Source organism: Ruegeria sp. HKCCD7251 (assembly GCF_013031165.1).
Taxonomy (GTDB): domain Bacteria; phylum Pseudomonadota; class Alphaproteobacteria; order Rhodobacterales; family Rhodobacteraceae; genus Ruegeria.
Window position 1 is genome coordinate 228,411 of record NZ_WPZC01000003.1, and the last position, 24,742, is coordinate 253,152.

The window sequence follows — 24,742 nt, forward strand, 5'->3', positions numbered from 1 at the left end:
CGTGGCAGGTCCGAGGCCATTCGCGGGATCAGGCGGTCTCGGCGCTTAAACTGCCAGTAATGCCTGCCTCGCAAAAACTCAGCAGATTCTCGATCATATCCTGAGCCTTGGGCCCACCCTTGGAACCGGACAGGGCCGAAATACGCCAGTCGGACGTACACAGGGCCAGCATCGCAGACACCGCATAGACCAGTGACGCGGACACGCGGTTTGGATCGGCATTGGGGAACCGTGCACACAAGGCTTGAACCGCGAATGACGCGGCGGGGTCGAAATGCACCTTTGCCAGCGCCCGCCAGCGCGTATCTGCGGACACCATCGCCACGATACGCGCATAAGCCAGCCATTGCGGATCACCACCGAACGCGCGCGTGATCAGCGGTTGCATATAGGCCGCGACAAAGTCCCTGACCTGCCAATCCTGGCCCTCCAGCGCCTTGATCGCGGTCAGGCGTTCTTCGGAAAGAACAGAGGCACGGCGCGCGACGATCCGTTCAAACAGTTCTTCTTTCGGGCCACCGTGAAAATTCACGTTCGCCTTCTGAACCTGTGCCCGCTCTGCGATGTCCCGAATCGATGCGCCTTCGAATCCCCGTTCGGAAAAAACCTGCTCGGCAGCGTCCAAGATTCGCTCTCGCGCAGCTACAGATCGCTGCGACGGCGCCCTTTTTCTTTCTTTTACAGCGTGTTGCGACATCTCAAAAATCAGTTTGCCTTATTTAGAACGATCGTTCAAGGTAAATGACGTCGCAGGAGGAGAGACGCATGGAGCAGGTGCAGTTTGGAGCGGGCCAGCCGGTAACGGTGAAGGCCCGCCCGGAAGATAGTTTTGCGCTTATCGGGGCCGGACCCATGGGTCTTGCGATGGCAAAAACGCTCATCGAGCAGGGCGTGCCGTTTCAAGGATTTGAACTGGCAGATGATGTGGGTGGTCTGTGGAACATTGATGCACCTCGGTCCACGATGTACGAGACCGCCCACCTCATTTCTTCGAAACGCATGACCGAATTCGCAGATTTCCCGATGCTTGAGGAAACCGCCGAATATCCCTCACACCGCGAACTAAAGACCTACTTTCAGGACTTCGCCACCGCGTTCGATTTGTATCAGCACTTCCACTTCGGTGCCGAGGTTCTAAGCACCAAGCCGCTGGACAAAGGTGGGTGGGAGGTCCGCTGGCGCGACAAATCCGGCACCGAGCAAACACAGAAGTTCGCGGGCGTTCTGATCGCCAACGGAACCCTGTCAGAACCCAACCTGCCTGAGTTTGAAGGCACGTTCACCGGTGAATTCATCCATGCGTCGCAGTACCGCTATCCAACGCAGTTTGCGGGCAAAAGGGTTCTTGTCATCGGCGCGGGAAACTCGGGCTGTGATATTGCAGTTGATGCGATCCACCATGGGGTTTCGTGCGACATTTCCATGCGTCGCGGGTACTACTTTGTTCCGAAATACGTCTTCGGCAAACCAGCTGACACGATGGGCGGGAAAATTCGCCTTCCGATGTGGCTGAAGCGCAAGGTGGATGGTGCAATTCTAAAATGGTTTGTGGGGAACCCTCAGAAATACGGGTTTCCAAAACCGGATTACGAACTGTACGAGTCCCACCCCATCGTGAATTCGCTTATCCTGTTTCACGCCGGGCATGGCGACCTGAAAGTCCGCCCTGACATTGCACGGTTTGACGGCAAGACCGTCCACTTCCGGGATGGCAGTTCGGCCGAGTACGACATGATTCTTGCGGCGACCGGGTACAAGCTGCACTACCCGTTCATCGACAATTCGCTTCTGAACTGGACAGGCGACGCACCGCATCTTTACCTGAACTGTATGCATCCTGAACGGAATGACGTGTTTGTTCTGGGCATGGTCGAAGCATCCGGGCTGGGCTGGCAGGGCAGGCACGAGCAGGCCGAAATGATCGCTCGGTATATTTCCGGGTTGCGGTCCGGAAACACGGCAGCAGAAGCGATCCGCGCAACCAAGGCCGAAGGGTTCGAGCGGGCAACGGGCGGCATGAACTATATCGACCTGCCCCGCATGGCCTATTACGTCGACAAGGCAACCTATCGGCGCGAAGTGACGGGCCAGATCGCGGCTCTTAGGGCGGCAGAAAAATGAACGGGATCGACCAGGTCACACTGAACTTCGACGCGAGCAACCTGAAGCTGTTGAACGCCATCCTCGCCGTCGTCATGTTTTCAATCGCGCTGGACCTAAGGTTTGATGATTTTCGGCGGGTGGCTCGGGGGCCCAAGCCCCTGATCGTCGGACTGATTTCGCAGTTCGTCGTTTTACCCGCCCTAACATTCCTGATGATCGTCGCGTTAAAGCCCATGCCCTCTGTCGCGATGGGGCTTATTCTTGTTGCGGCATGTCCTGGTGGGAACATCTCGAATTTCATGACCCATCGTGCAAAGGGCAATGTCGCGCTGTCCGTGTCGATGACAGCTTTCGCAACCGTCGCAGCGATCATCATCACGCCCGCAAATATCGCGTTCTGGGGCAATCTCTATGGCCCGACCCGTGAAATCCTGCAGCGCACTGAAATCGACCCGATCGCGGTGGCAATCACCGTAGGGTTCATGCTGATCCTGCCGCTGATCCTGGGAATGTTTGTGAACGCGCGCTTTACACTGTTTGCCGATCGCATTCGCCGACCGATGCAGTGGCTGTCGATGGCCATCTTCGTTGCGTTCATTGTCGTCGCATTGGCGGCGAACTGGGACAACTTCCTTCAGGTTGCCGGGGCCATCATCGGGCTGGTCATCCTGCACAACGCCCTGGCCTTTCTGGGCGGCTACTTCACCGCCACCGCGGGCAGCCTGTCCAAGCGCGATCGTCGCTCGGTCACGATCGAAACTGGAATCCAGAACTCGGGGCTGGGGCTGATCCTGATCTTCGCCTTCTTCGGTGGCTTGGGCGGCATGGCCGTTGCCGCAGCCCTATGGGGTATCTGGCACGCAATATCGGGCATCGCCCTTGCCGCGTTCTTCGCAAGACGAGAGATTCCGCAATGACCCGGATTCTGATCACAGGTGCAGCCGGAGCCGTTGGCACGGCGCTGCTGCACCGACTTGGCCCCCGATCTGATCTTGAGATCATCGCGACCGACATTCGGGAACCTTCGAACCTGCCCGCAAATGCGCGGTTCAGAAAAATGAACGTGACCAGAAATGACCCTCAATCCGTTATCCTCGAAGAGCGTCCTCATACGATTGTACATCTTGCCTCTATCGTAACACCCGGTCCGAATTCGACCCGCGAAATGGAATACAGGGTTGATGTCGAAGGCACGCGCAATGTTCTGGACGCAGCAATCGGTGCAGGCACCCGGCGACTGGTGGTAACATCGTCTGGGGCGGCCTATGGATATTACGAAGACAACCCCGTTCCGCTAAAGGAAACGGACGCGATCCGAGGCAACGAAGAGTTTGCCTATTCCTGGCACAAACGTCTGGTCGAACAGATGCTGGCCGAGGCCAGATACTCTGCGCCGGATCTGCAACAGGTCATCCTGCGCGTTGGCACGGTACTTGGTGCAAATATCGAAAACCAAATCACCGCCCTGTTCCGCAAGCCCCGCCTTTTGGGCCTGAAAGGATCGGACAGCCCATTTGTCTTTATCTGGGACAAGGATCTGTCGGAAATCCTGGTGCGGGCCGCGACTGACAGTCCCGCCGGCATCTTCAACGTATCCGGCAACGGATCGCTGACCATTTCACAGATCGCGTCGGCGATGGGAAAGTCGGTACGATGGTTACGGCCTGGGCTGCTCAAAGCTGCGCTAACATTTGCGCGCCCTCTGGGTCTGTCACGCTATGGCCCTGAACAGGTGCGTTTTCTGCTGTACCGCCCTGTGCTGGACAATTCCGCGCTTAGGACAAGTTTCGGATATGAGCCCGAGCTTTCCAGCGCAGAGGCATTTCAACGCTGGTGGGAGGCCGCACAATGACACAAACCGCAGTGATAACCGGCGGCGCGGGTGGACTAGGCCGAGCCCTGTCTGCGGCGCTGCGTGCCCAAGGGTGGCACACCGTACTGATCGACCTTCCGGGCCCCGAGCTAGACTCTTATGCCCGCTTGGACGGCGTGACCACATTCGCCTGCGACCTGACCCAACCAGACCAGATCAAAGAGACCTGCACCCAGGTCATTGAATCCTGCGCGTCGATTGATCTGGTGATTTACAACGCGGGCGTTTCGCAGATCTCTGCCTTCGCCGAATGCGATATGGCCTCACACCGAAATCTCTTCGAGATCAATTATTTCGCGGCAGTCGACTGTGCCAGGCAGTTTCTGCACCCTTTGCGACAATCCAAGGGAACCCACTTGGCTATATCCTCGGTTGCCGGGTTTGCGCCGCTTTTTCATCGTACTGCCTATGCCGCCAGCAAACACGCGCTTGAAGGGTTCTTCAAATCGCTTGGCGCAGAAGAAATCAAGCATGGTGTAAGTGTCAGCATCGCCGCACCTTCGTTTGTAGCCACCAACATCGGACGCCCCGATGCGGCACAAAGCGGGTTTGTCAGGCCGGGTTCAGCCTCGGACGGCGTTGACTATATGGAGCCTGAGGACGCAGCCCGCGTCATCCTTCGCGGCTATGCCCAAGGCAAGCGGTTTATCCCCGTGGGCCGCGTGGCGCGGCTGGCCAATATCGTGAACCGCATTGCGCCGGGTTTTTACTTTTCACAAATGTTGCGCACGATCGCCAAGGACCATCCGACCTGATCCGGTGCGCCGCGGGTCAGGTATCTATTTTTCCATCACCGGACATCAATATCGCGATAGGTTTTGTGGCGGGGATGTTGGACATCACGATCATAATGCAGACGGTTATCGGGACGCTCATCAAAGCCCCTGCGACACCCCAGATTGCCGTCCAAAACGTAAGCGCAAGAATAACCATGAAGGGTGACAAATTCAGGCTTCGCCCCAAAAGCATGGGCTCCAGGATATTGCCAACAGAAAACTGGACCGCGCCGCACCCGCCCAACACGATCAAAAGCGGGATGACTTCTTCAAATTGAACCAGCGCCACCACTGTCGGCAACGCCACGCCAATAATCGAACCCACTGTTGGAATGAAGTTCAGTATGAAGGCAAGAACGGCCCATGTTTCCGCGAAATCCAACCCCACCGAAGCCATCACCAGATAGCTCCCAAAACCTGTAAGAGCGCTGGCGAAGGTCTTGATGCCGACATACCGCTGAACGCTGTCGGATGTTCGATCCAGAATACGCCTTACCTTCTCGGCGGTTTCTTCATCTTTGACCGCCAGCTTGATCTTTGCACGCATCGGGGTGCGCTCGATCAGCATGAAGGGGACATAGAGTAAAACCAGAAAGAACGCGCTGAGGAAGGCACCGGCTGACCCGATCACACCCTGCGCGAACCCCGACAGGTTGATCTGCTTCAACGCCTTGAGCGCGGCCGCATAGTTGTCTTGCCCCACCAACGAAACCACGCGCGCCAGAATACCTGTCAGTTTTTCTTCATATCGCGGAAAAGCTTGCGAGACTTCGCCCGCCTGACTGGACAGGATCGAAAGCACAACGCCAACCCCCATTATCACCAGTGCAATGGCCGCAAGTTGCGCAATCCATTTGGGAATTGTCCGCCCCCCAAGCCTGACCCTGCCGATTTGATCCGACGTGGCCGTCAGCAGAACGAACAAAAGAACTGCAAAAGACAGCGGCACCAGAACCGAGGACGCAAGCACCAGCGACGCAACGAAGAAAAACAAAAACGCGACCAGATGATACCAGAAAGCCAGTCCCCGAAAGTATGACGAGGGCGTGCCGGGTTGCTTGGTCTTATTCATACACAGGCTCCGTCCACAGGTTGCCAGAACTTTAAGACATTACTTTCGGACGTATTTGGCCTTTTCACGAGACATCTGACAAGGGCCACTCGGCAGCCGGTAAGTTCGGCTGTTTGGCCCCTGCGGTGAACTGCACTCCGAAAAGTGCCCGGGCGACCGCGACTGCCCGTTATTGAAATTCAGACTTTCGCTGATCAAAACTCGCAATCAGTCGCCATGCGACGTCACACTCTCTTGACGGCAGAGGCTGAAAAGAAGGGGCGAAGGCGCGGGAACACGCGTTGCGTCAGGCGCATCAGGCGTTTTCCGCGCATACCGCGATAGATGATTTCCCGTGTCTTAAGATCAAAATGCTCAAGAAATTCTATGACATCGCGTGTCGTGTATTCGCGAACATGACCCATATGGCCCAATGTGCGCAGCTTGCTGAATTCCTCATAGGGATCGGGGCAAACAAACGCGCTTCGGTTTGACAGAACCAGATTTCGAATACCCGCCAAACTTTGCAGGTTTGGGGTCGAAAGGTGTGGGTGAACTAGTAGTTGAAACGCAAACCTAAACCGGCACCTTTATCGTAGGGGCGGTCGGAACCTATACCGATGAGGAAATCAGCATAAATTGCGATGCCAGAACTGAGGTTCTTGCCAATCTGGAACTCAGCGGTCGCTGGCCAAGCATCATTCTCCCAGTCATATGGTGCTTTGATATCAGCCTTGGCCCAGTACCCATCGCCAAACGGTTGTAGCGCAATCAACCGCATCGCGGTTTGGTTTATGTCCGTCGGGCCATTGTATGAAGCAAAATGCTGGAGCAGTGGGATCAGCGTCAGCCCTGATTTTGTGTTTGCAAAGGCGAACCCGCCAAAAGGCGCAATTTGATCGGACCCGGTTCCGATCCCTTTTTCCGGGTCGCCAAAGTCCAGTATCCACTCCAGACCAATGGCCGACTTGATGGCCCACGTTTGGTTGAGCGGTCTCTGAGAAGGGAAATAGATCGCTTTGAGGCTCAATTTCTCAAAGTCAGTGAACCGAGTTCCAGTCACATCCGTTGAGTTGTAGTGCAACTCATATTTCAGTTTCAGATCAGGCCGCAGCATGTATGCGCCATCTATAAAGGCGTCCTGCTTGTCAGCACCGTTGCCCAAATCAAAATACTGATACCGGATGTCCGTGTTATTGACTGCGGCCAAAGGGTTTGAAGCGTTTTCATCGGCGATTGCTGGGGCCGCAACGATGCCAGTCGCCAATGCAAGGACAAGCGCTTGGATTTTCATATTGTTTCCAGAATTTTTGTTGTGGATGCCAAGCCCCACATCAAGCATATCATTATCCGATGCGGGGCTTGCATTACTCTTATCAGCTTCACCTTTTAGTCGGGCTGAATGTCCCGCTTGGCGACAAAGGCATCCACCGCTGCGACGGTTTCAGGACGAAGGTTCACGATACCTTCATAGGGACGTCCAGTCGCGGCCGGTTGATCGGGGTACATTTCCTTGAATTTCAGGTGGCGGGCAATAATGCGGTTAAACTCATGTCCAGCCCATGCTCCGATCTCGGTCGATACGCTCTGTTCTTCGCGGGGGTCGCGGAACAGGTTGTAGAACTTGGCCACGATAGCATTTTCACCTTTGGCCGGAACTTTGAGTTTGATGTGCTCCTTTACCACCTCTTTCAGCGAATTGATCGAGTAGATCAGTACATGATCCCTGCGCCCATGCGTATCGCCAATAAACATCAGGGACGTCTGATCGACACCGTCAATGATCCGGTCGCGGGGGATGGCATCCATCGCTCCGCCGATACGCGCAATTGACGTGAACAAATCAGAGATATGAATAATGTCAGATACAATCGAGTCTCCCTCGATCAAGCCGGGCAGGCGGGCAAACGCGTCCACCCGAACGCCTCCTTCAGACGTATCGGCCTTGCCGCCGCGGAAGACCAGCGGCGAAAACCCACTGCCGGGGGCATATTTGGTGAAGTGACCGTTGTCGCCCATCAAAACGATCAGGGTATTGTCCCTGAGCCCCAGCGCATCGACTTCGTTCAGAATAACCCCGATCCATTCATCCAGCTCTTCCATGCTTTCAACGAATGTACCGCCGTTGGGTGTCGTGAACGCCTCTCTCGTCGTGCGCGTTGTCGACAGAGGGACAAGCGGCCAGTATTGCAGGAAGAACGGTTCATCCCGTTCTGCTAGCAGGCGCAACTGTTCCATCGCCTGTGCCTGATAGCGGATGTTCATTTCATTATATTTGTCCTGGGTCCATTTCTCACCCGGTTCCATATGGACTTCGCGGACCTCCCCGCCAATAACAGCTTCAAGGCCGGTAATCATGTGTCCCGGATCAGGGCGAAACCAATCATCCAGCGTGTATTTGGAGTTGTAGTTGTCTTCCCCTATGGCCATGGTGATTTCTTCCTTGGCTGCATCTTCGTTGAAGATGGCCAACTGGCCCTGCTGATGGATGGGGAACGCGGCGTAGTCAAAGCCCTGATAAGTAGGCCAGGATTCCTGAATGTCGCCCATGTGCCATTTGCCAACATGCGAGGTGTTGTAGCCTACGGATTTCAGAACTTCGGCAATTGTGACTTCTTCATCGGCAAGGCCAAAACCTGAAATATCGACGGCGGTATCGCCCATCCCATTGCGATACGGCTGGCGACCCGTCATGAAGGCGACCCGCGACGGTGTGCAGGACGGCTCGGTATACATGCGCGCAAACCGCATGCTTTCCTCTGCGAGCGCGTTGATATTGGGCGTCGAATACCCGCGTATTGCGTTCATCTCGGGCATACCCATGTCGCCAAAACCCATATCGTCAATAAGGATGTAGAAGATGTTTGGAGGGTTCCCTCCGTTTTTCTCACGAAAGTCGGCCAGCAGTTGGTCAACCTGTGCGTCGTTCTCGACCCAAACGGTTTCGTTTTGCTGCTTCAGCACATAGTATTCCGCATCATGCACGATATTGCTGTCCTGAGCTGCCGCCGTGATAGCGGAGCCGGCAAAGACCAGCGCGGAGAGGAACAGTTTTGATTTCATGAGATACCCCTGTTTCATGATTTACTTGTTTTCAGACCTTCAAGGATCAGATGATGGCAAAAGGTTGAAAGGGAGAGTTCGCTGTCTTCAGCCTGTGAGCGCAACAACTCTTTTTCGCTTTTGGTTAGCAGCGTTACGACGCGTTCGGTGCGCGCAGTATCGTCAGGCAACGATGGGCGTCCGAACCTCTTCCCTCTCGATTTGTCTGCTTTGTCTTGCAATTTTCCAAGCCTACATTTTGGAATAACATTTCATGAAAACTACCTGCGGGGCGGAATGGACGACATCAAAAAACGATCAGCCCCCAAAAAAACCTGCGCCCCAAACACACTTTTTTTGCAGGACCCTTCGCAATTCCGCGAGCTGTCCCAATGGGATGTCGAGCTACGCCAAATTGAAGAGGGAACTATGAACTCTTCGGTATCCGTTTGGGCAGGTCTTGACCTTCAAATGATTGATTTGTCGTTTGATAAGGCTGTGTACCAAACCGGTGTTTCTCGCCCTGACATTCTAGCGTTTGGCTTACCAGACAAAGGGAGTGTACGGACTTGGCTTAACGGCTCACCCTCAGACACCGCTCTGATGAATTTTGGTAGCGGAGACCCTTTTGAAGGCGTGAGCAATTCAACGCTCACAGGCCTGACCTTTGCCATCGACATCCGAAGGGCTCAACGGATCGCCGACGATTGCGGTCTTGATATCAGCACCGTGCGAAATGACGCTTTAAGATCTTTCGTTAGCGACGCTGGCAGGCTTCATTCCTTAGTCAAAAACAAAGCGCGTTTTCTAATTGGATCAGCGGCCGGGCCAAGCTCTGATAGTGAAGAGAGTGATATGATCTTAGAGCTTCTGGAAATGCTGGTGGTAGGTGAAAAATGGAGTGATCGGCGAAACAGTAAAAATAGAACCCGTTTGGCACAACAAGCCGTTGAGTTCATGCGGGCCCATTTGATGGATAACGTGTCAATCGGCGAAGTATGTGCAGATATTCAGGTATCCGCATGCACTCTTCGTCGCGCGTTTCAGGAAACATATGGGGTGAGCCCCAAGCAGTTTTATCTAAGAGCCCGTCTCGGTGCTGTGCGCCATGAACTGGTATCCTGCTCGCCAGAGGAGAGTATATCGGACATCGCAAACGCTTACGGATTTTGGCACATGGGTCAGTTCGCGCGAGACTACAGAGCACTCTTTGGACAACTGCCGACACAAACGTTGTCAGGCAAAATGAACTGAAACAGAGCTTGGCAACAGTCTTTGGCGCAAAGTTTGTGTTAAGCAATTGTAGCTGTGGAGCCACTGTCAGAGTTCAGTGGCTAGCGACGCTGAGACCTTGGCAGTACGCGGCCTAACTTGTCCACAACACGAGAATTGCAAAGTCGGATTTTGAAGGTCCGCTTCGGGCTGACTACGGTCCTTTGGAGAAAAAATGCGGATGGCTGCAAAGTCCACACAGCGGTCGCTCGCGACATTTCGGCGAATGTCCGCACCGAGCCCGAAGCAGACCTTCTCGACCAGTAGACCACGCCGTTGCAGCATTACTGCTCGTTAACCGGAGCGCCGCGGCGCAGATTAAAGACCAAACACTCATGCCGGCTGCGGCGAAATTCGGAGGCACTACGTCTCCATCGCGGACAAAACACTCGTTGTCTCTGGGGCCGCTGCATGGACTAAACCCACTCGATCGGATTCGTCTTTAACACCGCAGCGAATAAGCCGTCGTTGCGCGAAACAGCGGCTCACTGTAGACTTCAAACAGGGGAGGTAGATCCATGCGTTGGATTATTACCATCTTTACAACGGCATTCTTTGTACTTGGGCCCGCTCAAGCAGGTCAGTTATTCGATGCAGCAAAGCAGGGTGATACAGCGACCGTTAAGGCTCTGTTGGAAAGCGGTATCTCGGTTGATGAGCGGGGGCCGAACAAGGCTACGCCCTTGATCGCTGCTTCGTTGGCGGGAAACACCGAAACCGCTGCGGCTCTGATCGAAGCAGGGGCTGACGTGATGGCGCGTAACCACAGCGGCTTCACTCCACTTCACGCGGCTGCCTTCGGCGGTAAGATTGAGACAGCACAGCTGCTTCTCGCTAAAGGCGCAGACGTGAATGGACGCATCAACAGGGCCGAAAAGTCACCCATCTTCATGGCGGCCGATGAGGGTCATATCGAGATGATCGAGCTACTACTCGACAACGGTGCGGATATTGTGACACTCGATAACGATGGCTTTTCGGTTCTAATCCGAACGATGTTCCGTAAACACTATGATATCGTTGGGCTGCTGAAGCAGAACGGAGCCACATGCCCGCCGCCAGACGCCTTCGGCCCGGAATTTCACCGCCTGTGTTTGGAGGCAGGCACATAAGGTAAGGTCAAAAAATGAACATTCGACTTCTGATGAGCGGGCTGGTTATTGCAGGCATGACCACGAGTGCGCTGGCGGATGAGCCCATCAACACTGGGCCTTTCGGCGATGTTGCAATCAAAGGTTATGATACTGTTGCCTATTTCACCGAAAGCCGAGCGGTAAAGGGGTCAAGTGAGTTCGCATATGATTGGCTTGGCACGCCGTGGCACTTCAACAGCGCGGAGAACCGCGAACTGTTTAAGTCTGACCCAACCAAATACGCTCCGCAATACGGCGGGTATTGCACATTGGGTGTCGGCCTTGGGGCCAACGCATCTGAAAATATCGACCCAGTAAATTCCTGGCGGATCATCGATGGGAAGCTTTACTTTATATCGGACCCGACCGGAGCAGAAATGCTTGACCACCCAGAAGGGGAGGCGGTGATCGCCAAGGCGGATGCGAATTGGGAGAAGACCAAGCCGCTGGCAGCCAAGGATTACTCCAACTGACGCGCACCTCGGATGATGGTCATCCGCCAGGTCTAAAGTGAAACAGAATATGCGGGTTGATGTAGCTGTAAGGCGCGCTCGCCCCGACCTCTTCTTCGGCATTTTTGTAGACCATGCCACAAGCCGGGCGACCAAGCGAAAGACCGGGTTGTTGCAAGCACAATATGTCATCTTTCACAAATGCCGATCCAGTGACAAACAATGTGGATGCGCGTAAGGCCATACTTCCGTTCTCTGAAATCTGCATCAAGCCGGGTCCGCGGCCTTCGAAGTTTCCCTGCCATACGTTGCCATCGATCAGAGCAGTAATCGCGTCGGCAGATAGCTTTTCGCGCGCGCCAGGTTGAAAGTCGAAGGGCCATTCCTGCACGCCCGCAGTCAACATTGCATCAATGATCCGATCGAGTTCTTCCTGCTTCCGAAAATGCGCAAACAAGACCTTGTAGAGTTGCGCCGAAGTATGTGGAGCAAATTCGGCCACCTCGTCTGCAGTTGCTTGCGCCTTTTGCGTCTGGCCAGCCTCTCCATAGGCGGCAGCGAGGATGTTAAAGTAGTCTTCAATGCCTTGAGAATTGCCTTTTATCTCCTCAAGGATTTCGACGGCGCGTTGGGGACGCCCTGTCAGAATATAGGACAAGCTTGCGATCTGACGTGCATAGCCCGGCAATAGTGGGTTGAGACGCAGAGCCGTTTCGAAATTCTCGATCGCCTCTTCATGTCGTCCGTAGAATGTTTGCGCAAAGCTCAGCGCAAGATAGGCAGATGCTTCACCGGGGGCCTTCTCGACAGAAAGCTGCGCCGAGCGCATCGCTTCCTCATACCTTCGATCCACAGTCTGCAACTCGCTTAATACTGCAAAAGGCATCGCCGCATCGGGATCAATTTCTAAGGCACGACCGGCATGTTCGTAGGCGCGTTTCCGGGCGACAGGAAAGGGCAGCACATCGTCATAGTTGCGGCGCATGATCAATGCCTCGGTGCGGGCCTGTGCCGCGAATGCCCTGGCAAAAGTCGGGTCGATTGCGGTTGCTTCCGAATAGAGGCTCAACGCTTCGCGCAGCTTGGGCCGAAAGCCGCTGCGAGCGGCTTCTTCGGCTCTGAGAAAGAAGTCATATGCTTCCAGATCCGTTGTAGGTAGGCGTTCGATCCGCTCCTTTTCGGACACACTCACATCCACACCAAGTTGATCAATGATCTCGTTTATCAGGCCAGCCTCCATGGAGAAAATATCGGCTTCGTCTCGCTCCAACCGCTCGGCCCATACTGTCTGCCCGCTGCTCACATCTGTCAGCCGCGCGTTGACCAAAAGCCGAGTTCCCGCTCTGCGCACGCTGCCTTCGAGAACATAGCCCACCCCCAACTCGCGACCGATAGACCTGCTGTCGATTGTCCGGTCCCGATAGGAAAACGCGGTGTTGCTGCCGATCACCATCAGCCCGGCGACTTTCGAGAAATCTGTAATCAGATCGTCCGTGAGCCCATCTGCGATGTAGCGTTCCGCGTCTGGCAGCCCGAGGTTTTCAAAGGGCAACACGACGAGAGAAGGCAACCCGTCCTCTGCCGCGATGATTTCACTTTCAGCGCCGCCGAAAAGGGCAACTATGCCATCACGCAATATAAAAGCGGCACCTGAAAGAACCGCTATTACCACCACCGCCGTGACAGCGCCTCGAACTTTGAAGCGAGACAGTGAAGTGTATTTCGAGCCATTCGGGTCCGCCATCCGAAATACCGTGAGAGGCTCAGGTATGTTTTTGACCCGGTGGACTCCCGCAGATTCAAATGGCTTACTGACTTTGCCGCGCGTGTGTTCGTAAACCTCGCGCGAGATGCAGATGCCTCCGGGCGTAGCTAGGGGTTCCAGGCGCGCCGCAATGTTAACACCGTCTCCGTAAATGTCGTCGCCATCGATGATTAGATCTCCCAGGTTGATACCAATCCGCAATTCGATACGCTGGTGGGGATCAATGGTGTCGTTTCTGTCCTTAACCGCCTCTTGTATCTGGATCGCAGCCTCGACTGCATCAACAACGCTTGCAAATTCGGCCAGCAGTCCGTCGCCGATAAGCTTGACGATCCGCCCGTTCTTTTCATCTATCAAACGGGTGAGGATGTCTTGGCGCACCGTGGTCAAACGTTCGAAAGTGCCCACCTCATCCTCGGCCATCATACGGCTGAAACCGACTACGTCTGCGGCGAATATGGCGGCAAGCCTGCGTTCCAAGGTTTGCCCCTCTCCTCCAAAATGCGGGCAGCACTGCGAAGTTAACACTAAAAAAAACGTTACGGAAACTGCGCTCGCTAAAAATATTTGGCTGGGCGGGTGCTTGTCTTTCAAAGGTACAGTGGCGCAACAAGCCAGTTGTCTCCGCAGCAGCATAAGGCAGCTTGCTCCGCATTTGAAACAATGTATCCGAGCGAAGCGAACGGCCTGATAAAGTTTTGGCCTATATGCATGATTTGAACGTCCGGTATCGAGAAATCGTGCTGCCCGTCGCGGGCGATACCGTGACACTGTCGAGCAATCGATTTGATTTCCGCTGCGCCAGCATCGGGTGGCTTTGTCCGCAGAGCGGAACTCCAGTTAGTTTTCAAAAATGCCCGCTTTCGGAAGAAGCAGACATTCAAGCCGCTGAAATTGGGGCGACGCTACGTGTTGTCTGCTTTCAGCGAGACCGGACGTTCAGAAAAATAGGCTCTAGGTCCGAGTTGCGGACAAAGCTGCCGATAAGTCATTTTGTCGGGATGTGTGACAACGGCCCATTGCGGACATTTAGGACGGAATTCAAATGCTGCGGTGGCATACCGGTCTGCGGACATCCGCAACAGTGGCGCAAGCTCTTCATTGTTCACTGATTCCGCCAAGCCACGTTCGTGTCGCTTCAAGCCCCTTGCGCAAGATAGAAAACATCTGCTCAATTTCACTTTCGTTGATGATAAGGGGCGGTGAAAGAACACACATGTTGATAATAGGTCGAACTAATAACCCACGTTTTTGGCATTCTATATCGATCTGGCCGCCAATCTCGTAGTCGCATCCCAGATCACTCCGGGGATCACCATCGACTGAGCATTGTACGCATCCCATCAACCCCATCCCGCGCACATCGGCAACGATATCAATCTGTCGCAAATGCTGCAGCTGATCCTGAAAAACCGGAGCGACCTTTTGAACGTGTTCGAGAAGTTTTTCCCGCTCTATGATCTCAATGCTCTTCAAACCCGCAGCCGCGCTAACCGGATGACCAGAATAGGTGTAGCCATTTGAGAAGGTCGCATCTTTTCCTCCAACGTCTGCGATCAATCGGTCAGAGATAATCGCGGCACCCATCGGCGCATACCCAGATGTCATTCCTTTGGCACAAGTGATTATGTCAGGCTGAATGCCGAAAACAGCATCTGACGAAAACCAATGGCCCAATCGCCCAAATGCCGTCACCACTTCGTCGGAGATATATAGAACATCATACTTCTTGCAGATGTTTAGGCAGCCTTTGTGGTATCCATTCGGCGGCACGATCACGCCGCCAGATGCCAGAACCGGTTCGGCGATAAAAGCGGCAACGTTTTCGGGGCCAAGAGCTACAATGGCGTTTTCAAGATCGGAAATTTTCTCCTTTAGAAAACTCTCGTCGCTTTGACCAGGTGAACGGTAGAGCGGATTCACGTCGGGCAGGAAATGTGCGAGGTCATCCGCCTTGTCTAGCCAAAGCCTGTCACGCTCTTTTCCACTGACGCTGGCCGCCAGATAAGTGCTTCCGTGATAGGCTTTTTGCCTTGAAATGATCTTCTTTTTCTCGGGCCGACCCAAAAGGTTGTTTCGAAAGTGGACAAAGCGGATGGCCGTATCCACCGCAGTCGAACCGCCGGTGGTAAAAAAGACATTGTTCAAGTCGCCCGGCGCACGTTTGGCGATTTCGCGTGCGAACAGCGCGGCAGTTGAGTTGGCGTTGTTGAAGGGAGAGAAATAGGCGAGGTTTCGAGCCTGCTCAGCCATGGCCTCGGCCATCTCCTCTCGCCCATAACCGATCTGAGTGCACCACATCCCGCCTGGTCCGTCGATCAAGCGTTCGCCTATTTCGTTAACCACATGGATGCCGCTGGCACCTTCGATAAAAGTGCGGTCGCTTTTGCCCAAAGTTGCCATTCCTTCCCACGGGTGCAGGAAATGATCGTTGTCCCAGTGCTTGGCGTTAGATTTATCCACGGCGGGCCATGCTTTCTGCGCTCATCACAATTGGGAACTCTTCGCGCACCTGAGCGTCTGAGGCGCCGAAGTAGTTGGGGAAATGGCTGTCGAGAATGGAATTGGCCTTGTCACGGGCGCGGTCCAATAGATCAGTTTTGCCTTCGTTTTCCCATGTATCTGTACGCTCACGATCCATGAGCCGCGGGTAGACAAATTCGGTGTTCATATAGTTCAGCGTGTGAGGGTTACCGAGGAAATGACCTGGGTCGATGGCACACTGGTGGATCACATCTACCGCCATGGTTTCATCCGTGACCTCTATCCCGCGCAACGATCGCAGGATCATACCACCCGCTTCGTCATCGATGACCATACTTTCAAAGCTGCATCCCATCAGGCTACCCATCATACCGCCGAACTCGCACAAACGATTGGCACCGGCATGGGCGGCAAGCGTGAAGGTCAGTGCTTTTTCCAACCCGTATTGCGCGTCGGGTATTTTTGCATCGGTCATGCCTGCGCCAACGGATGTGGGAAGGCCGTAGAAATTGCCCATCTGAATGGCTGCCGCCCCGATGAGAGCCTGTTCACCGCTGCCGCCGGTGAACGATCCGCTACGCAGGTCTGTGATGAAGGGCCAGGCGGCAAAGCAGACCGGACAGCCCGGTGTGATGAGGTTTACAATGGCAACACAGGCCAGCGTTTCGGCCACGGTTTGCACCAGTGTTCCCGCAAGCGTCGCGGGGGCTGTGGCCCCGGCCTGAGGAGGCACGGCCAGATCGACAGTTAGACCAAGTTTGGCAGTATCAATCAGGATTTCCATGTTCTCCTTGCCGATCCGCAAGGGGGAAACCATTGGGCAGCCGCCAAATATGACGCTTGGCTTCTTCATGAAAGCCCCTTCACCACCGTGAGCCAAATCAAACATGCGGATGGCATGCGGGATATGGCTGCGGTCGCGAAAGGTCAGACAGGCAGGCTTTTGGCTGCCTGCGAGCATCGCATATATGGTGTTCATGTCGTGAGCGAAATTATCGGTCACGTCGGTGGCCAAAACTGTGTCGCCCAGCATATGGATGTTGTCCAAGCGGTCCACTAGTCGGGTGAAATCATAAACGTCGCGCAGAACCGATGGACGATAGGACTTGGTCTCGGAATCGAAGGTTGTGACGGCGGTGCCAGAGTTGGCGAAATAGACACTCTCGGCCGAGCAATGCATGTCGTCTTTGCCTGCACGCTCACCGCGGGCATAGACATAAAACTCTCTGGCGGCAGCCGCCAGGATGTCTTCCATAAGGGCGCGGGGGAAGCACAGCCTATTGAGGTCATTCAAAACTGCGCCTTTGGGAAGCACCAGATCAAGCAATTCCGGGAAATGGTCGGTAACGCCCGTGTTTTCCACAACGGTTAAGGCCGCTTGATGGATGTTCTCCATATCTGCTTGGGTCAGCGGTTTATAGCGGCCGCCACTTAGGCCTCCACGTACGGCCTCATTGCCCGTGGTAGCCTGTTGAACCTTGATGCGCGCGGCGCGTCCGCCGCCGCCGCGACGGCGTGATTTTGCCTCAGCCATGACCGGACATCCTTTGTTCTGGGTCCGGGCTGATCATGTTGAAATAGAAATCGTAGAAGTCCTGGATCGAGGTTTCCATCTCGCCCAAGGGGCCCGGTTGGAAGTATTGAGAATTTACGCCGGACTGGTTGTGGCGAATGATGCGTTCGTCATCCAAAGATGTGACATGCCAAAGCCAGGTCAGGTCTTCTTTGTCGTAGTCTTCGCCTTCTTCGGCGTCAGCGCGAACCAGCCAGACCACCTGAATGTCGGTTTCCTGTAAGCCTCGTGGAATGAAGCGGTAGCCGACCATGTGATCCGAATAAATCAGGAACCAATTCAACGGACCAACATCAAAGTCTGTTGCGCCACCGTCGAAGCCTTTGAGCGTTCCAAGCAATGGTGCAAGTGCCTCGCCCGATTGGCTGCCGGTTTTGTAGCCTTGGTAAAGCGGATAGCGACGATAGTACCCGCTGGTAAATGGGGTCAGCGCAGCGTCGCCGACAAGAGTCAATTCATTGGGTGACAGCCCGGCTTCTACAGCCCTAGCCTTTAGCGGTTCGACCAAACCAGCCATGTCTTGCGGTGATTTCAAGCTATGGGATCGAGAATACTCTTTGTGAGCTGGCCCGCAGTGGTAGCATTCAAGGTAGTTCTCAACCGCTAGTTTCCAATTCGCGGGAACAGGAAATGACGCGGTATGCGCTACTTTCAAATCGTTCAGGCCATAGGGTTCGACGAGTGGCTCAAGTTTGCTGAGGACAGGATCAAGTGATGGGGTGTTTGCATCGGCACAGACAAAGATCAGGCCCTTGAAGACACTCACCTGAACGGGAAGAAGCCCAAACTTTGACGGGTCGAATTGTTCCCCCATATTGTGACTTGCACGAAGTTTTCCTGATAGCTCATATGTCCATGCGTGGTAGGGGCAAACAAGAACGCGGGCGTTGCCGGATTGTTCAGTGCAGACGCGAGATCCGCGATGGCGGCAGACATTCAAATGAGCACGAATGTCGCCATCGCGGTCGCGAACAACGATAATGCTCTCCGGGCCATAGTCTAACAGGAAGTAGTCACCGGGGCTTGGGATTTGACTGACGTGACCTGCCCAAAGCCAGTTGCGGTTCCAGACCCGGGCGATGTCATAGTTATAGATGTCTTGGGAGGTATAGAATTCGCGCGGCAGGGCGTGGCCGTACTGGTGCGAGGCTATCAGCGCATCCAACTCAAACGGTCGGCTGTTCATCTCGTTTCCTCCAAATCGATTATCTCGCGGCGAAACCAATCCTGGTCTGCTTCTGCCTTGGGGCGTTCAAAATCACGGGCCGCGCGGTGGCCCGCGAAGACTGCGTCGACGATCAGCCCTGGAGAAGCGGCATCGCCAATAAGTTCGACGGTTTTCAACCTGAGCCCGCGCAAGCTGTCATATAGCGTCGTCCCACGCTGACGTTCAGTGACCAGAATTGTCGAGGCACATGGAATATCCATTTCGCGACCAGTAAAGGCACAACCGATGCGGGCCATGTCACCTTGAACCGCCGTCAGCACCTGATTGCAACGAATGTCGATACCAAGCTCCATCAGACGGGCCTGAATGCGAGGCTGCTCCAAAGTATTGATGGAGTAAGCTGAAACCAAATTCTCCGGCGTGACAAAGACCACCTGGTATCCTGCCGTCGCCAGTTTTTCGGCGATCACTCCTGCCAGATAGATATGATCGTCATCATAGATCATGACCGGGCCATCAGGCGGTAGAACACCATTCATTATGTCATCAGGCGTCAGCACATTGGCGCTTTGCTCGATCTGTGGCACATGGCGCTGGGTGTTACGGCCCATGCCGTCGGTTCGCCAAAGGCTGCCGGTGGCCACAAAGACGTGTTCGACGCCCAGCTCTGCCACTTGATCGCCATCAAGCCTGCTGTCAGTGAAAAGCTGAACGTTGCCGCGTTGCTTTAAATCATGCAGACGATAGTCGACGACGCGGGACCAAGCTGCGAGGCCGGGAAGTTTGCTTTCCTTCGTAACCCGCCCGCCCAATTCGGCTGACGCTTCGGCCAAGGTCACCTGATATCCTCGCCTTGCCAACTGCATGGCGCATTCAAGACCGGCAGGGCCACCGCCAACAACCAAAGTATCCGCGTTGCTCTTTTTCGGCGCGATGATCTCGGGGTGCCAACCGCGTCGCCATTCCTCACCCATCGTAGGGTTTTGAGTGCATCGGATCGGGATACCCAGATTGTCCGACGACACGCAGATATTGCAGCCGATGCATTCGCGGATTTCGTCGATCCTGCCTTCCTCGATCTTTTTTGGTATGAAAGGGTCCGCAATGGATGGCCGCGCGGCACCGATAAGGTCGACAATTCCTTTTTTGACCATCGACAGCATCATGTCGGGGGATGTCAGGCGACCGACACCAACCACAGGTTTTTGGGTGATCTGCTTAACGTGGGACAGAAACGCGTTCTGATATCCGTCCTCTGGCTGAAAACGAGTCGTGGCACTGTCATTGGACCAGTCAGCCACATTCACATCCCATAGGTCAGGAAGATCGGCCAAAAGCTCGACAACGGCGCGGCCTTCTTCTGCTACCTGCATGCCCCCGGCACCCATCATCTCATCAATAGCAAAACGGAACGCCACAGCGCAGCTGTCGCCCACGGCTTCGTGAGTGTCTTCCAGCAGTTCACGTGTCAGACGCACGCGATTTTCGAGCGACCCACCATATTCATCGCTACGCTGGTTCATATGCGGCAGCATGAAATGTTGCGCCAATGTCATGTTGTGCCCGGCATACACATAAATGATGTCAAATCCGGCATCTTTCGCGCGCAAGGCGGCCTCGCGGTGCCAACGGCGAAATTCCCGAATGTCGGCTTTATCCATAGCCCGCGCCTGCTTGGGGTGTGTAGTGTCGACAGACATTTCGGAAGGTGCAAGAACCGGGGCGCGGGTAAGCAGGTTTTGCGCATGATTGCCGTTATGAACCAGCTGGATAGCCGCCAGCGCACCATGTGCATGCACTGCGTCTGTCATCAGCCGCAACGCGGGCACATCGCGCGCGTCCCATAGCCGCCCTTCGGCGTAAGGAGAAAGGTCAGAAGTCGGGTGAATCTCGGTCTCCTGATTGGAAACCACCGCCCACCCGCCTTCGGCCTTCATTCCACGAACGGCAGCATCCGCCCTTGGTCGGAGGTGCCCCAGCCCGGTGCAATGAGGCACCTGATAGAAGCGGTTCCTGGCAGTGACTGGCCCGATCTGAACCGGTTCCAAGAGCATAGCATATGGGTTCGCGTCTGACATGTTCACGCGTTTTCCTGTGTTTGTGTTCCAGGGCTGGTTGGCCCCGGAGATACTGTTGAATCAGAAGCCGGCTTTGATCCGTTCAAACTCCGCCAGCATTTTTGCCTCAAGCTCGGGGTTCACCGCATCAAAGAACAAACTGCCCTCGAAGAAGCTTTTTGGATCGGAGAAACCATAGGCTTCGATGTTGGCCTGATCGGCAACTTCGAACGCTTTTGCGTTCGAATGCGGGTAGCCCCAGTTGTCGATGATGTACTGACCGCTGGCCGGGTCGGTAAGCGCGTTCAACAGATCATAGACCTGATCGACCGGTGTCGTGGATGATTTCAGATGCACGTAGCCGCACGCCCAGGTCGCGATACCCTTGTCGACGTCTCGCATCATCGCGGCAGGCACCTCATTCCAGATCAGGTTTAGTTCTGACTGGTTCCAGGCCCAACCGAATTCGATCTCGCCGCTGGTCATGGCCTGGTCAAACTGACCTGCGTCGGACCAATAAAAGCGCATGTTCGGGTGGATCGAGCGCAGGAAGTCAGACGCTTCCTTGAACTGCTCATCGCTCAAGTTGGTGTAGTCGTCAGCATTTCCAGTAGCCAGCGCCGCTAACGCATAAGCAGATGATGCGGCATCCGGGATAGCGATCTTACCGGCATAGGCCGGGTCGGCCAGCAATTGCAGTGAGATATCGTCCCCCGAGATCTTGTCGGTGCGATAGATAAGGCCCGTGTTCCCCCATTCGAACGGCAACATGTAAAGCTGGCCGTCCAGAACGATGGCGTCGACCTCCTTGATCTCGGGCAGCACATCCGCCCAATTGGTCAGCTTGCTTTCGTCCAGCGGCTGAATCAGATCGGCTGCGACCCATTTTCTGACCGCGTCGGAACAAGGATGCGCTAAATCAGCTGTAAATCCGGAGCTTAGCTTGGTAAAGGCTTCTTCCTGGCTACCGAAATAGGAATAGCTCGGTGCTTCATTCCCGTATTTTTCCATGTAGCTGGCAAAGAATCCCGGGTCTTCATATCCCGACCAGTCAAATACCGTCAGATCAGCTCCACCAGCGCTGGCGCTTCCTGTACTTATTGCCGTCGCACATGCGAAGGCCGCAATTCCCTGAAGTTTCAATTTTTTTCCTCCCATTTTCTTATTCTGTGTCAGTGCCAAGATCGATCACGCTGGCGCTTTGGACTCCCAGCCAAACTGCGTCGCCGCGATTGAAATCAACCGTGTGAAAGTAGTTCGGAACCGAGACCGAGATCGGCTTGTCGGTTTCCGCAACCTGAATGTGGTAGTGAATGTTCTCGCCATAGAAGGCGACGTTGCTGACTTTGCCCTGAACAGTTGATGGATAGTCTTCGGGTTTTTCAGAGGTGATTTCCAATTGTTCGGGTCGAATACCGATGTTCATATCTCGGGCGCTGGTTGCGACGTTGGGGTTTTTTTCAATCTCCATTTGGCCAAAGGCCTTCGCGTCGATTGAAAGCGTATCGCCATTTTCCTCAAGCAACTGGGCAGGCAAAATGTTCATCTCACCGATGAAACTGGCAACCTGCTGATCGCAGGGCCGGGCGTAAAGCGTTGTTGGCGTATCCACCTGCTTTAGCCGCCCATTGAACATCACGCCAATGCGGTCAGACATTGTCATCGCCTCGTATTGGTCGTGTGTGACCATCACAAAGGTTATACCCAGCGATTGCTGCAGATTACGCATTTCAAATTGCATCTGCTCGCGCAGCTTCTTGTCCAAGGCCGACAAGGGCTCATCCAGCAACAATACTTTGGGTCGCATGATCAGCGCACGGGCGAGCGCCACCCTTTGCCGCTGCCCGCCTGACAGCTCACTTGCGCCGCGATCCTCAAGACCGCCCAGCTCGACCATTTCCAAGGCTTCGGCCACACGCTGGTCGATTTCGGCCTTGGGGGCCTTGCCACGTAATCCATAAGCCACGTTGTTTCCAACATTCAGGTGCGGGAAGATGGCGTAGCTCTGAAAAACCATGTTCGTCGGGCGGTTGTTGGCAGGCACACCATCCATATCCTGACCGTCGATCAGTACGGTGCCTTTGGTCGGCTCTTGGAAACCAGCGATCATCCGCAATACCGTGGTTTTGCCGCATCCCGATGGGCCGAGGAGTGAGAAAAACTCGCCTTCCTTGAGATCGAGGTCGATCCCGCTAGCCGCAAGAAAAGTGCCATAGCGTTTCTCGACGCCCCTGAGTTCGATGATGTTTTTTTCTGTCATTGGACCCCTGATGCGGATGAGCGGCGCCGGAAATACTCGGCCAGCACCAAAAGTAGAACCGATGAAAGCAGCAGGATAGAGCCTAAGGCCAAAACGTTTGGAAGCTTGGCGGGGAAACGAATCTGGCTCCAGATGTAGACTGGCAAGGTTGGTTGGTTGCCGGACAGGAAAAAGGCGAGCACGAACTCGTCGAAGCTGACTGTGAAAGTGACCAGCAAACTTGCGACGATACCCGGGGAAACGACCGGAAGCGTCACGCGGCGGAAGGTGTCGAACACGCCGACACCTAGATCGTATGATGCTTCCTCCAGCGACGCATCGAAGTCATCAAACGCAGACTTCAGGATCGAGACGGAAAACGGCAGCGCAAGAAATGTATGACCCAGAACGACGGTCAGCAAAGACGGCTTAAGACCGATAAACAAAAACAGAACCAGCATTGAAGAAGCGACGATAATGCCCGGTATAACCAAAGGCAGCATCACCAGACCTTCGGCAGCACGCTGACCCCGAAAACGGTACCGAACAAAGGCGCGGGCGGCGAACAATCCCATAGCGGTAGAAAGAAGTGCCACGACGGTGCCGACGCCAAGCGAATTCCAAAGGGCCTGGATCAAGGTATCCTGTTCGCCCAGCTTCCGATACCAGTCCAGCGTCCAGCCCTTGATGGGAAAGGCAACGATTGTGCCGCTGTTGAATGAAAACAAGGGCAGAAAAAGGACCGGCAGGTAAAGAAAAACCAAATACAGAAAGGCGTAGGCTGTCAGGGTCGAAGGGCGTCTCATCTTATCCGCCTCCCTAGCCGGGTGGCGGTAATTACAAACACTATAGCGACAAAGCCAACCGATAGCATCGCGATCAGTGAAAGGGTGGCGCCGAGTGGCCAGTTGTTGGCGGCCCCGAACTGCACCTGAATAAGGTTGGCGATCATCTTTCCATCCGACCCGCCAACCAGTGCCGGGGTCACATAGTCACCTACCGTGGGAATAAATATGATCAGACAAGCAGCAATGATCCCCGGGATGGTTAGTGGCAGCGTCACCCGCATGAAGCGTTGAAAAGGGCTGTTACCGAGGTCGGTGGCGGCTTCTAGTAAGCTCGGATCGATCTTCTGCAATGAGACATAGATCGGCAGGATCGCAAATGGCGCCCAAGCATGGGCAAGCGTCAGCACGACTGCAAATTCATTGTAGAGAAGGAAGTCGAGCGGTTCGTCGATCAGACCAAGCATCAGCAGTGCAGAATTCATTACGCCGTTGAACCCCAGGATGAGTTTCCACGCAAATACACGCAGGAGGTAGCTAGACCAGAATGGAATGGTGATGAGCAGAAGCCAGATGGTCTTTTTACGGGCCTTCATCGCGATGAAATAAGCGATGGGATATGCCAGTGCGACAGTAACTGCTGTAACTGCTCCGGCAATCCAGATCGACCTTAGCATTAAGTGTCTAACCAGAGGATCAGCAAACGCGTCGCTATAGTTTTTTAGTGTCGGCGTCTTGTCGAGCGTTACGTAGGTTTGCGTCCAGAACGAATAGGCGATCAGCATCAACAACGGAGCCGCCACCAGAAAGCCCACATAAGCCGTGGCTGGTGCGCTGAGGGTATAGCCCCGGGATGCTTCGCTACGAAAGATTACCCAAACTCCCATCCGGATTTTCACGAGTCACTAATGGACGATCGTCCATTAAATGTTGCGCCAGAACGGTCTTTCGTGTCAATCTTCCTGTGAG

At 54.6% G+C, this 24,742-nt stretch carries 21 protein-coding genes; 7 read left to right on the forward strand and 14 right to left on the reverse strand.

What is annotated here, in order from left to right; all coding sequences use genetic code 11:
- Positions 1-28: 28 nt before the first annotated feature.
- Entirely contained in the window at positions 29-625 is a 597-nt protein-coding gene (locus GOX75_RS10345) for a TetR/AcrR family transcriptional regulator (protein WP_254428728.1), read from the reverse strand.
- A gap of 140 nt (positions 626-765) precedes the next feature.
- Here GOX75_RS10345 and GOX75_RS10350 point away from each other — a divergent pair, with 140 nt between their 5' ends.
- Genes GOX75_RS10350 through GOX75_RS10365 form a run of 4 tightly spaced genes read left to right on the forward strand, consistent with a single transcriptional unit; the run spans position 766 to position 4,731 of the window.
- On the forward strand, positions 766-2,121 hold the full coding sequence (locus GOX75_RS10350) for an NAD(P)/FAD-dependent oxidoreductase (protein ID WP_171122793.1): 1,356 nt from the start codon (positions 766-768) through the stop codon (positions 2,119-2,121).
- Positions 2,118-3,020 (forward strand): bile acid:sodium symporter family protein, encoded by a 903-nt coding sequence (locus GOX75_RS10355; RefSeq protein WP_171122795.1) that lies wholly within the window; start codon positions 2,118-2,120, stop codon positions 3,018-3,020. Before GOX75_RS10350 ends, GOX75_RS10355 begins: the two co-directional genes overlap by 4 nt.
- Positions 3,017-3,955, forward strand: a complete 939-nt coding sequence (locus tag GOX75_RS10360; RefSeq protein WP_171122797.1) for an SDR family oxidoreductase — start codon at positions 3,017-3,019, stop codon at positions 3,953-3,955. The genes GOX75_RS10355 and GOX75_RS10360 overlap by 4 nt, the downstream gene beginning before the upstream one ends.
- Entirely contained in the window at positions 3,952-4,731 is a 780-nt protein-coding gene (locus GOX75_RS10365; RefSeq protein WP_171122799.1) for an SDR family oxidoreductase, read from the forward strand. Before GOX75_RS10360 ends, GOX75_RS10365 begins: the two co-directional genes overlap by 4 nt.
- Before the next feature lie 16 nt (positions 4,732-4,747).
- Here the strand turns inward: GOX75_RS10365 and GOX75_RS10370 are convergent, their stop codons facing one another.
- The 4 genes from GOX75_RS10370 to GOX75_RS10385 all read right to left on the reverse strand — a co-directional run bounded on the left by GOX75_RS10370 (position 4,748) and on the right by GOX75_RS10385 (position 8,866).
- Positions 4,748-5,824, reverse strand: coding sequence for an AI-2E family transporter (locus GOX75_RS10370; RefSeq protein WP_171122801.1), 1,077 nt, complete (start codon positions 5,822-5,824; stop codon positions 4,748-4,750).
- A gap of 224 nt (positions 5,825-6,048) precedes the next feature.
- The gene (locus tag GOX75_RS10375; RefSeq protein ID WP_171122803.1) at positions 6,049-6,324 is read right to left on the reverse strand and encodes a hypothetical protein; all 276 of its coding nucleotides are present in this window, start codon (positions 6,322-6,324) and stop codon (positions 6,049-6,051) included.
- Positions 6,325-6,359: 35 nt separating this feature from the next.
- Positions 6,360-7,097 (reverse strand): hypothetical protein, encoded by a 738-nt coding sequence (locus tag GOX75_RS10380; protein WP_171122805.1) that lies wholly within the window; start codon positions 7,095-7,097, stop codon positions 6,360-6,362.
- A 95-nt stretch (positions 7,098-7,192) separates the two neighbouring features.
- Positions 7,193-8,866: a sulfatase-like hydrolase/transferase gene (locus GOX75_RS10385; protein ID WP_171122807.1), complete on the reverse strand. Its 1,674-nt coding sequence runs from the start codon at positions 8,864-8,866 to the stop codon at positions 7,193-7,195.
- 276 nt (positions 8,867-9,142) lie between these two features.
- On the opposite strand from GOX75_RS10385, the gene GOX75_RS10390 reads away from it, so the two are divergent.
- The 3 genes from GOX75_RS10390 to GOX75_RS10400 all read left to right on the forward strand — a co-directional run bounded on the left by GOX75_RS10390 (position 9,143) and on the right by GOX75_RS10400 (position 11,723).
- On the forward strand, positions 9,143-10,099 hold the full coding sequence (locus GOX75_RS10390; protein ID WP_170620713.1) for a helix-turn-helix domain-containing protein: 957 nt from the start codon (positions 9,143-9,145) through the stop codon (positions 10,097-10,099).
- A gap of 536 nt (positions 10,100-10,635) precedes the next feature.
- Positions 10,636-11,229, forward strand: coding sequence for an ankyrin repeat domain-containing protein (locus tag GOX75_RS10395; RefSeq protein ID WP_170752041.1), 594 nt, complete (start codon positions 10,636-10,638; stop codon positions 11,227-11,229).
- A gap of 14 nt (positions 11,230-11,243) precedes the next feature.
- A complete protein-coding gene (locus GOX75_RS10400; protein WP_170752043.1) occupies positions 11,244-11,723 on the forward strand; it encodes a YHS domain-containing (seleno)protein in 480 nt (159 codons plus the stop codon).
- Between the two features lie 19 nt (positions 11,724-11,742).
- Here the strand turns inward: GOX75_RS10400 and GOX75_RS10405 are convergent, their stop codons facing one another.
- The 9 genes from GOX75_RS10405 to GOX75_RS10445 all read right to left on the reverse strand — a co-directional run bounded on the left by GOX75_RS10405 (position 11,743) and on the right by GOX75_RS10445 (position 24,660).
- Positions 11,743-14,061 carry an adenylate/guanylate cyclase domain-containing protein gene (locus GOX75_RS10405; protein WP_171122809.1) on the reverse strand — a complete coding sequence of 773 codons (2,319 nt, stop codon included), beginning with the start codon at positions 14,059-14,061 and terminating at the stop codon, positions 11,743-11,745.
- A 504-nt stretch (positions 14,062-14,565) separates the two neighbouring features.
- On the reverse strand, positions 14,566-15,870 hold the full coding sequence (locus tag GOX75_RS10410; RefSeq protein ID WP_254428746.1) for an aminotransferase class III-fold pyridoxal phosphate-dependent enzyme: 1,305 nt from the start codon (positions 15,868-15,870) through the stop codon (positions 14,566-14,568).
- Between the two features lie 52 nt (positions 15,871-15,922).
- A complete protein-coding gene (locus tag GOX75_RS10415; RefSeq protein WP_171122813.1) occupies positions 15,923-17,485 on the reverse strand; it encodes a trimethylamine methyltransferase family protein in 1,563 nt (520 codons plus the stop codon).
- Positions 17,478-18,710, reverse strand: a complete 1,233-nt coding sequence (locus GOX75_RS10420) for an aromatic ring-hydroxylating dioxygenase subunit alpha (RefSeq protein WP_171122815.1) — start codon at positions 18,708-18,710, stop codon at positions 17,478-17,480. Before GOX75_RS10420 ends, GOX75_RS10415 begins: the two co-directional genes overlap by 8 nt.
- Positions 18,707-20,770, reverse strand: a complete 2,064-nt coding sequence (locus GOX75_RS10425; RefSeq protein ID WP_171122817.1) for an FAD-dependent oxidoreductase — start codon at positions 20,768-20,770, stop codon at positions 18,707-18,709. The genes GOX75_RS10420 and GOX75_RS10425 overlap by 4 nt, the downstream gene beginning before the upstream one ends.
- 60 nt (positions 20,771-20,830) lie before the next feature.
- Entirely contained in the window at positions 20,831-21,907 is a 1,077-nt protein-coding gene (locus GOX75_RS10430; RefSeq protein ID WP_170752057.1) for a PotD/PotF family extracellular solute-binding protein, read from the reverse strand.
- Between the two features lie 4 nt (positions 21,908-21,911).
- Positions 21,912-23,009, reverse strand: a complete 1,098-nt coding sequence (locus GOX75_RS10435; RefSeq protein ID WP_170752059.1) for an ABC transporter ATP-binding protein — start codon at positions 23,007-23,009, stop codon at positions 21,912-21,914.
- A complete protein-coding gene (locus tag GOX75_RS10440) occupies positions 23,006-23,794 on the reverse strand; it encodes an ABC transporter permease (protein ID WP_170752062.1) in 789 nt (262 codons plus the stop codon). The genes GOX75_RS10435 and GOX75_RS10440 overlap by 4 nt, the downstream gene beginning before the upstream one ends.
- Positions 23,791-24,660: an ABC transporter permease gene (locus GOX75_RS10445; RefSeq protein ID WP_171122819.1), complete on the reverse strand. Its 870-nt coding sequence runs from the start codon at positions 24,658-24,660 to the stop codon at positions 23,791-23,793. Before GOX75_RS10445 ends, GOX75_RS10440 begins: the two co-directional genes overlap by 4 nt.
- Between the last annotated feature and the right edge of the window lie 82 nt (positions 24,661-24,742).

Bases quoted from the DNA above. Each gene is read 5' to 3' on its own strand.
- GOX75_RS10380 (WP_171122805.1), bottom strand. From the start codon at position 7,097: ATGAAAATCCAAGCGCTTGTCCTTGCATTGGCGACTGGCATCGTTGCG.
- GOX75_RS10350 (WP_171122793.1), top strand. From the start codon at position 766: ATGGAGCAGGTGCAGTTTGGAGCGGGCCAGCCGGTAACGGTGAAGGCC.
- GOX75_RS10440 (WP_170752062.1), bottom strand. From the start codon at position 23,794: ATGAGACGCCCTTCGACCCTGACAGCCTACGCCTTTCTGTATTTGGTT.
- GOX75_RS10425 (WP_171122817.1), bottom strand. From the start codon at position 20,770: ATGTCAGACGCGAACCCATATGCTATGCTCTTGGAACCGGTTCAGATC.
- GOX75_RS10355 (WP_171122795.1), top strand. From the start codon at position 2,118: ATGAACGGGATCGACCAGGTCACACTGAACTTCGACGCGAGCAACCTG.
- GOX75_RS10385 (WP_171122807.1), bottom strand. From the start codon at position 8,866: ATGAAATCAAAACTGTTCCTCTCCGCGCTGGTCTTTGCCGGCTCCGCT.
- GOX75_RS10435 (WP_170752059.1), bottom strand. From the start codon at position 23,009: ATGACAGAAAAAAACATCATCGAACTCAGGGGCGTCGAGAAACGCTAT.
- GOX75_RS10390 (WP_170620713.1), top strand. From the start codon at position 9,143: ATGGACGACATCAAAAAACGATCAGCCCCCAAAAAAACCTGCGCCCCA.
- GOX75_RS10430 (WP_170752057.1), bottom strand. From the start codon at position 21,907: ATGGGAGGAAAAAAATTGAAACTTCAGGGAATTGCGGCCTTCGCATGT.
- GOX75_RS10395 (WP_170752041.1), top strand. From the start codon at position 10,636: ATGCGTTGGATTATTACCATCTTTACAACGGCATTCTTTGTACTTGGG.
- GOX75_RS10365 (WP_171122799.1), top strand. From the start codon at position 3,952: ATGACACAAACCGCAGTGATAACCGGCGGCGCGGGTGGACTAGGCCGA.
- GOX75_RS10420 (WP_171122815.1), bottom strand. From the start codon at position 18,710: ATGAACAGCCGACCGTTTGAGTTGGATGCGCTGATAGCCTCGCACCAG.
- GOX75_RS10370 (WP_171122801.1), bottom strand. From the start codon at position 5,824: ATGAATAAGACCAAGCAACCCGGCACGCCCTCGTCATACTTTCGGGGA.
- GOX75_RS10415 (WP_171122813.1), bottom strand. From the start codon at position 17,485: ATGGCTGAGGCAAAATCACGCCGTCGCGGCGGCGGCGGACGCGCCGCG.
- GOX75_RS10410 (WP_254428746.1), bottom strand. From the start codon at position 15,870: ATGGCAACTTTGGGCAAAAGCGACCGCACTTTTATCGAAGGTGCCAGC.
- GOX75_RS10445 (WP_171122819.1), bottom strand. From the start codon at position 24,660: ATGGGAGTTTGGGTAATCTTTCGTAGCGAAGCATCCCGGGGCTATACC.
- GOX75_RS10400 (WP_170752043.1), top strand. From the start codon at position 11,244: ATGAACATTCGACTTCTGATGAGCGGGCTGGTTATTGCAGGCATGACC.
- GOX75_RS10360 (WP_171122797.1), top strand. From the start codon at position 3,017: ATGACCCGGATTCTGATCACAGGTGCAGCCGGAGCCGTTGGCACGGCG.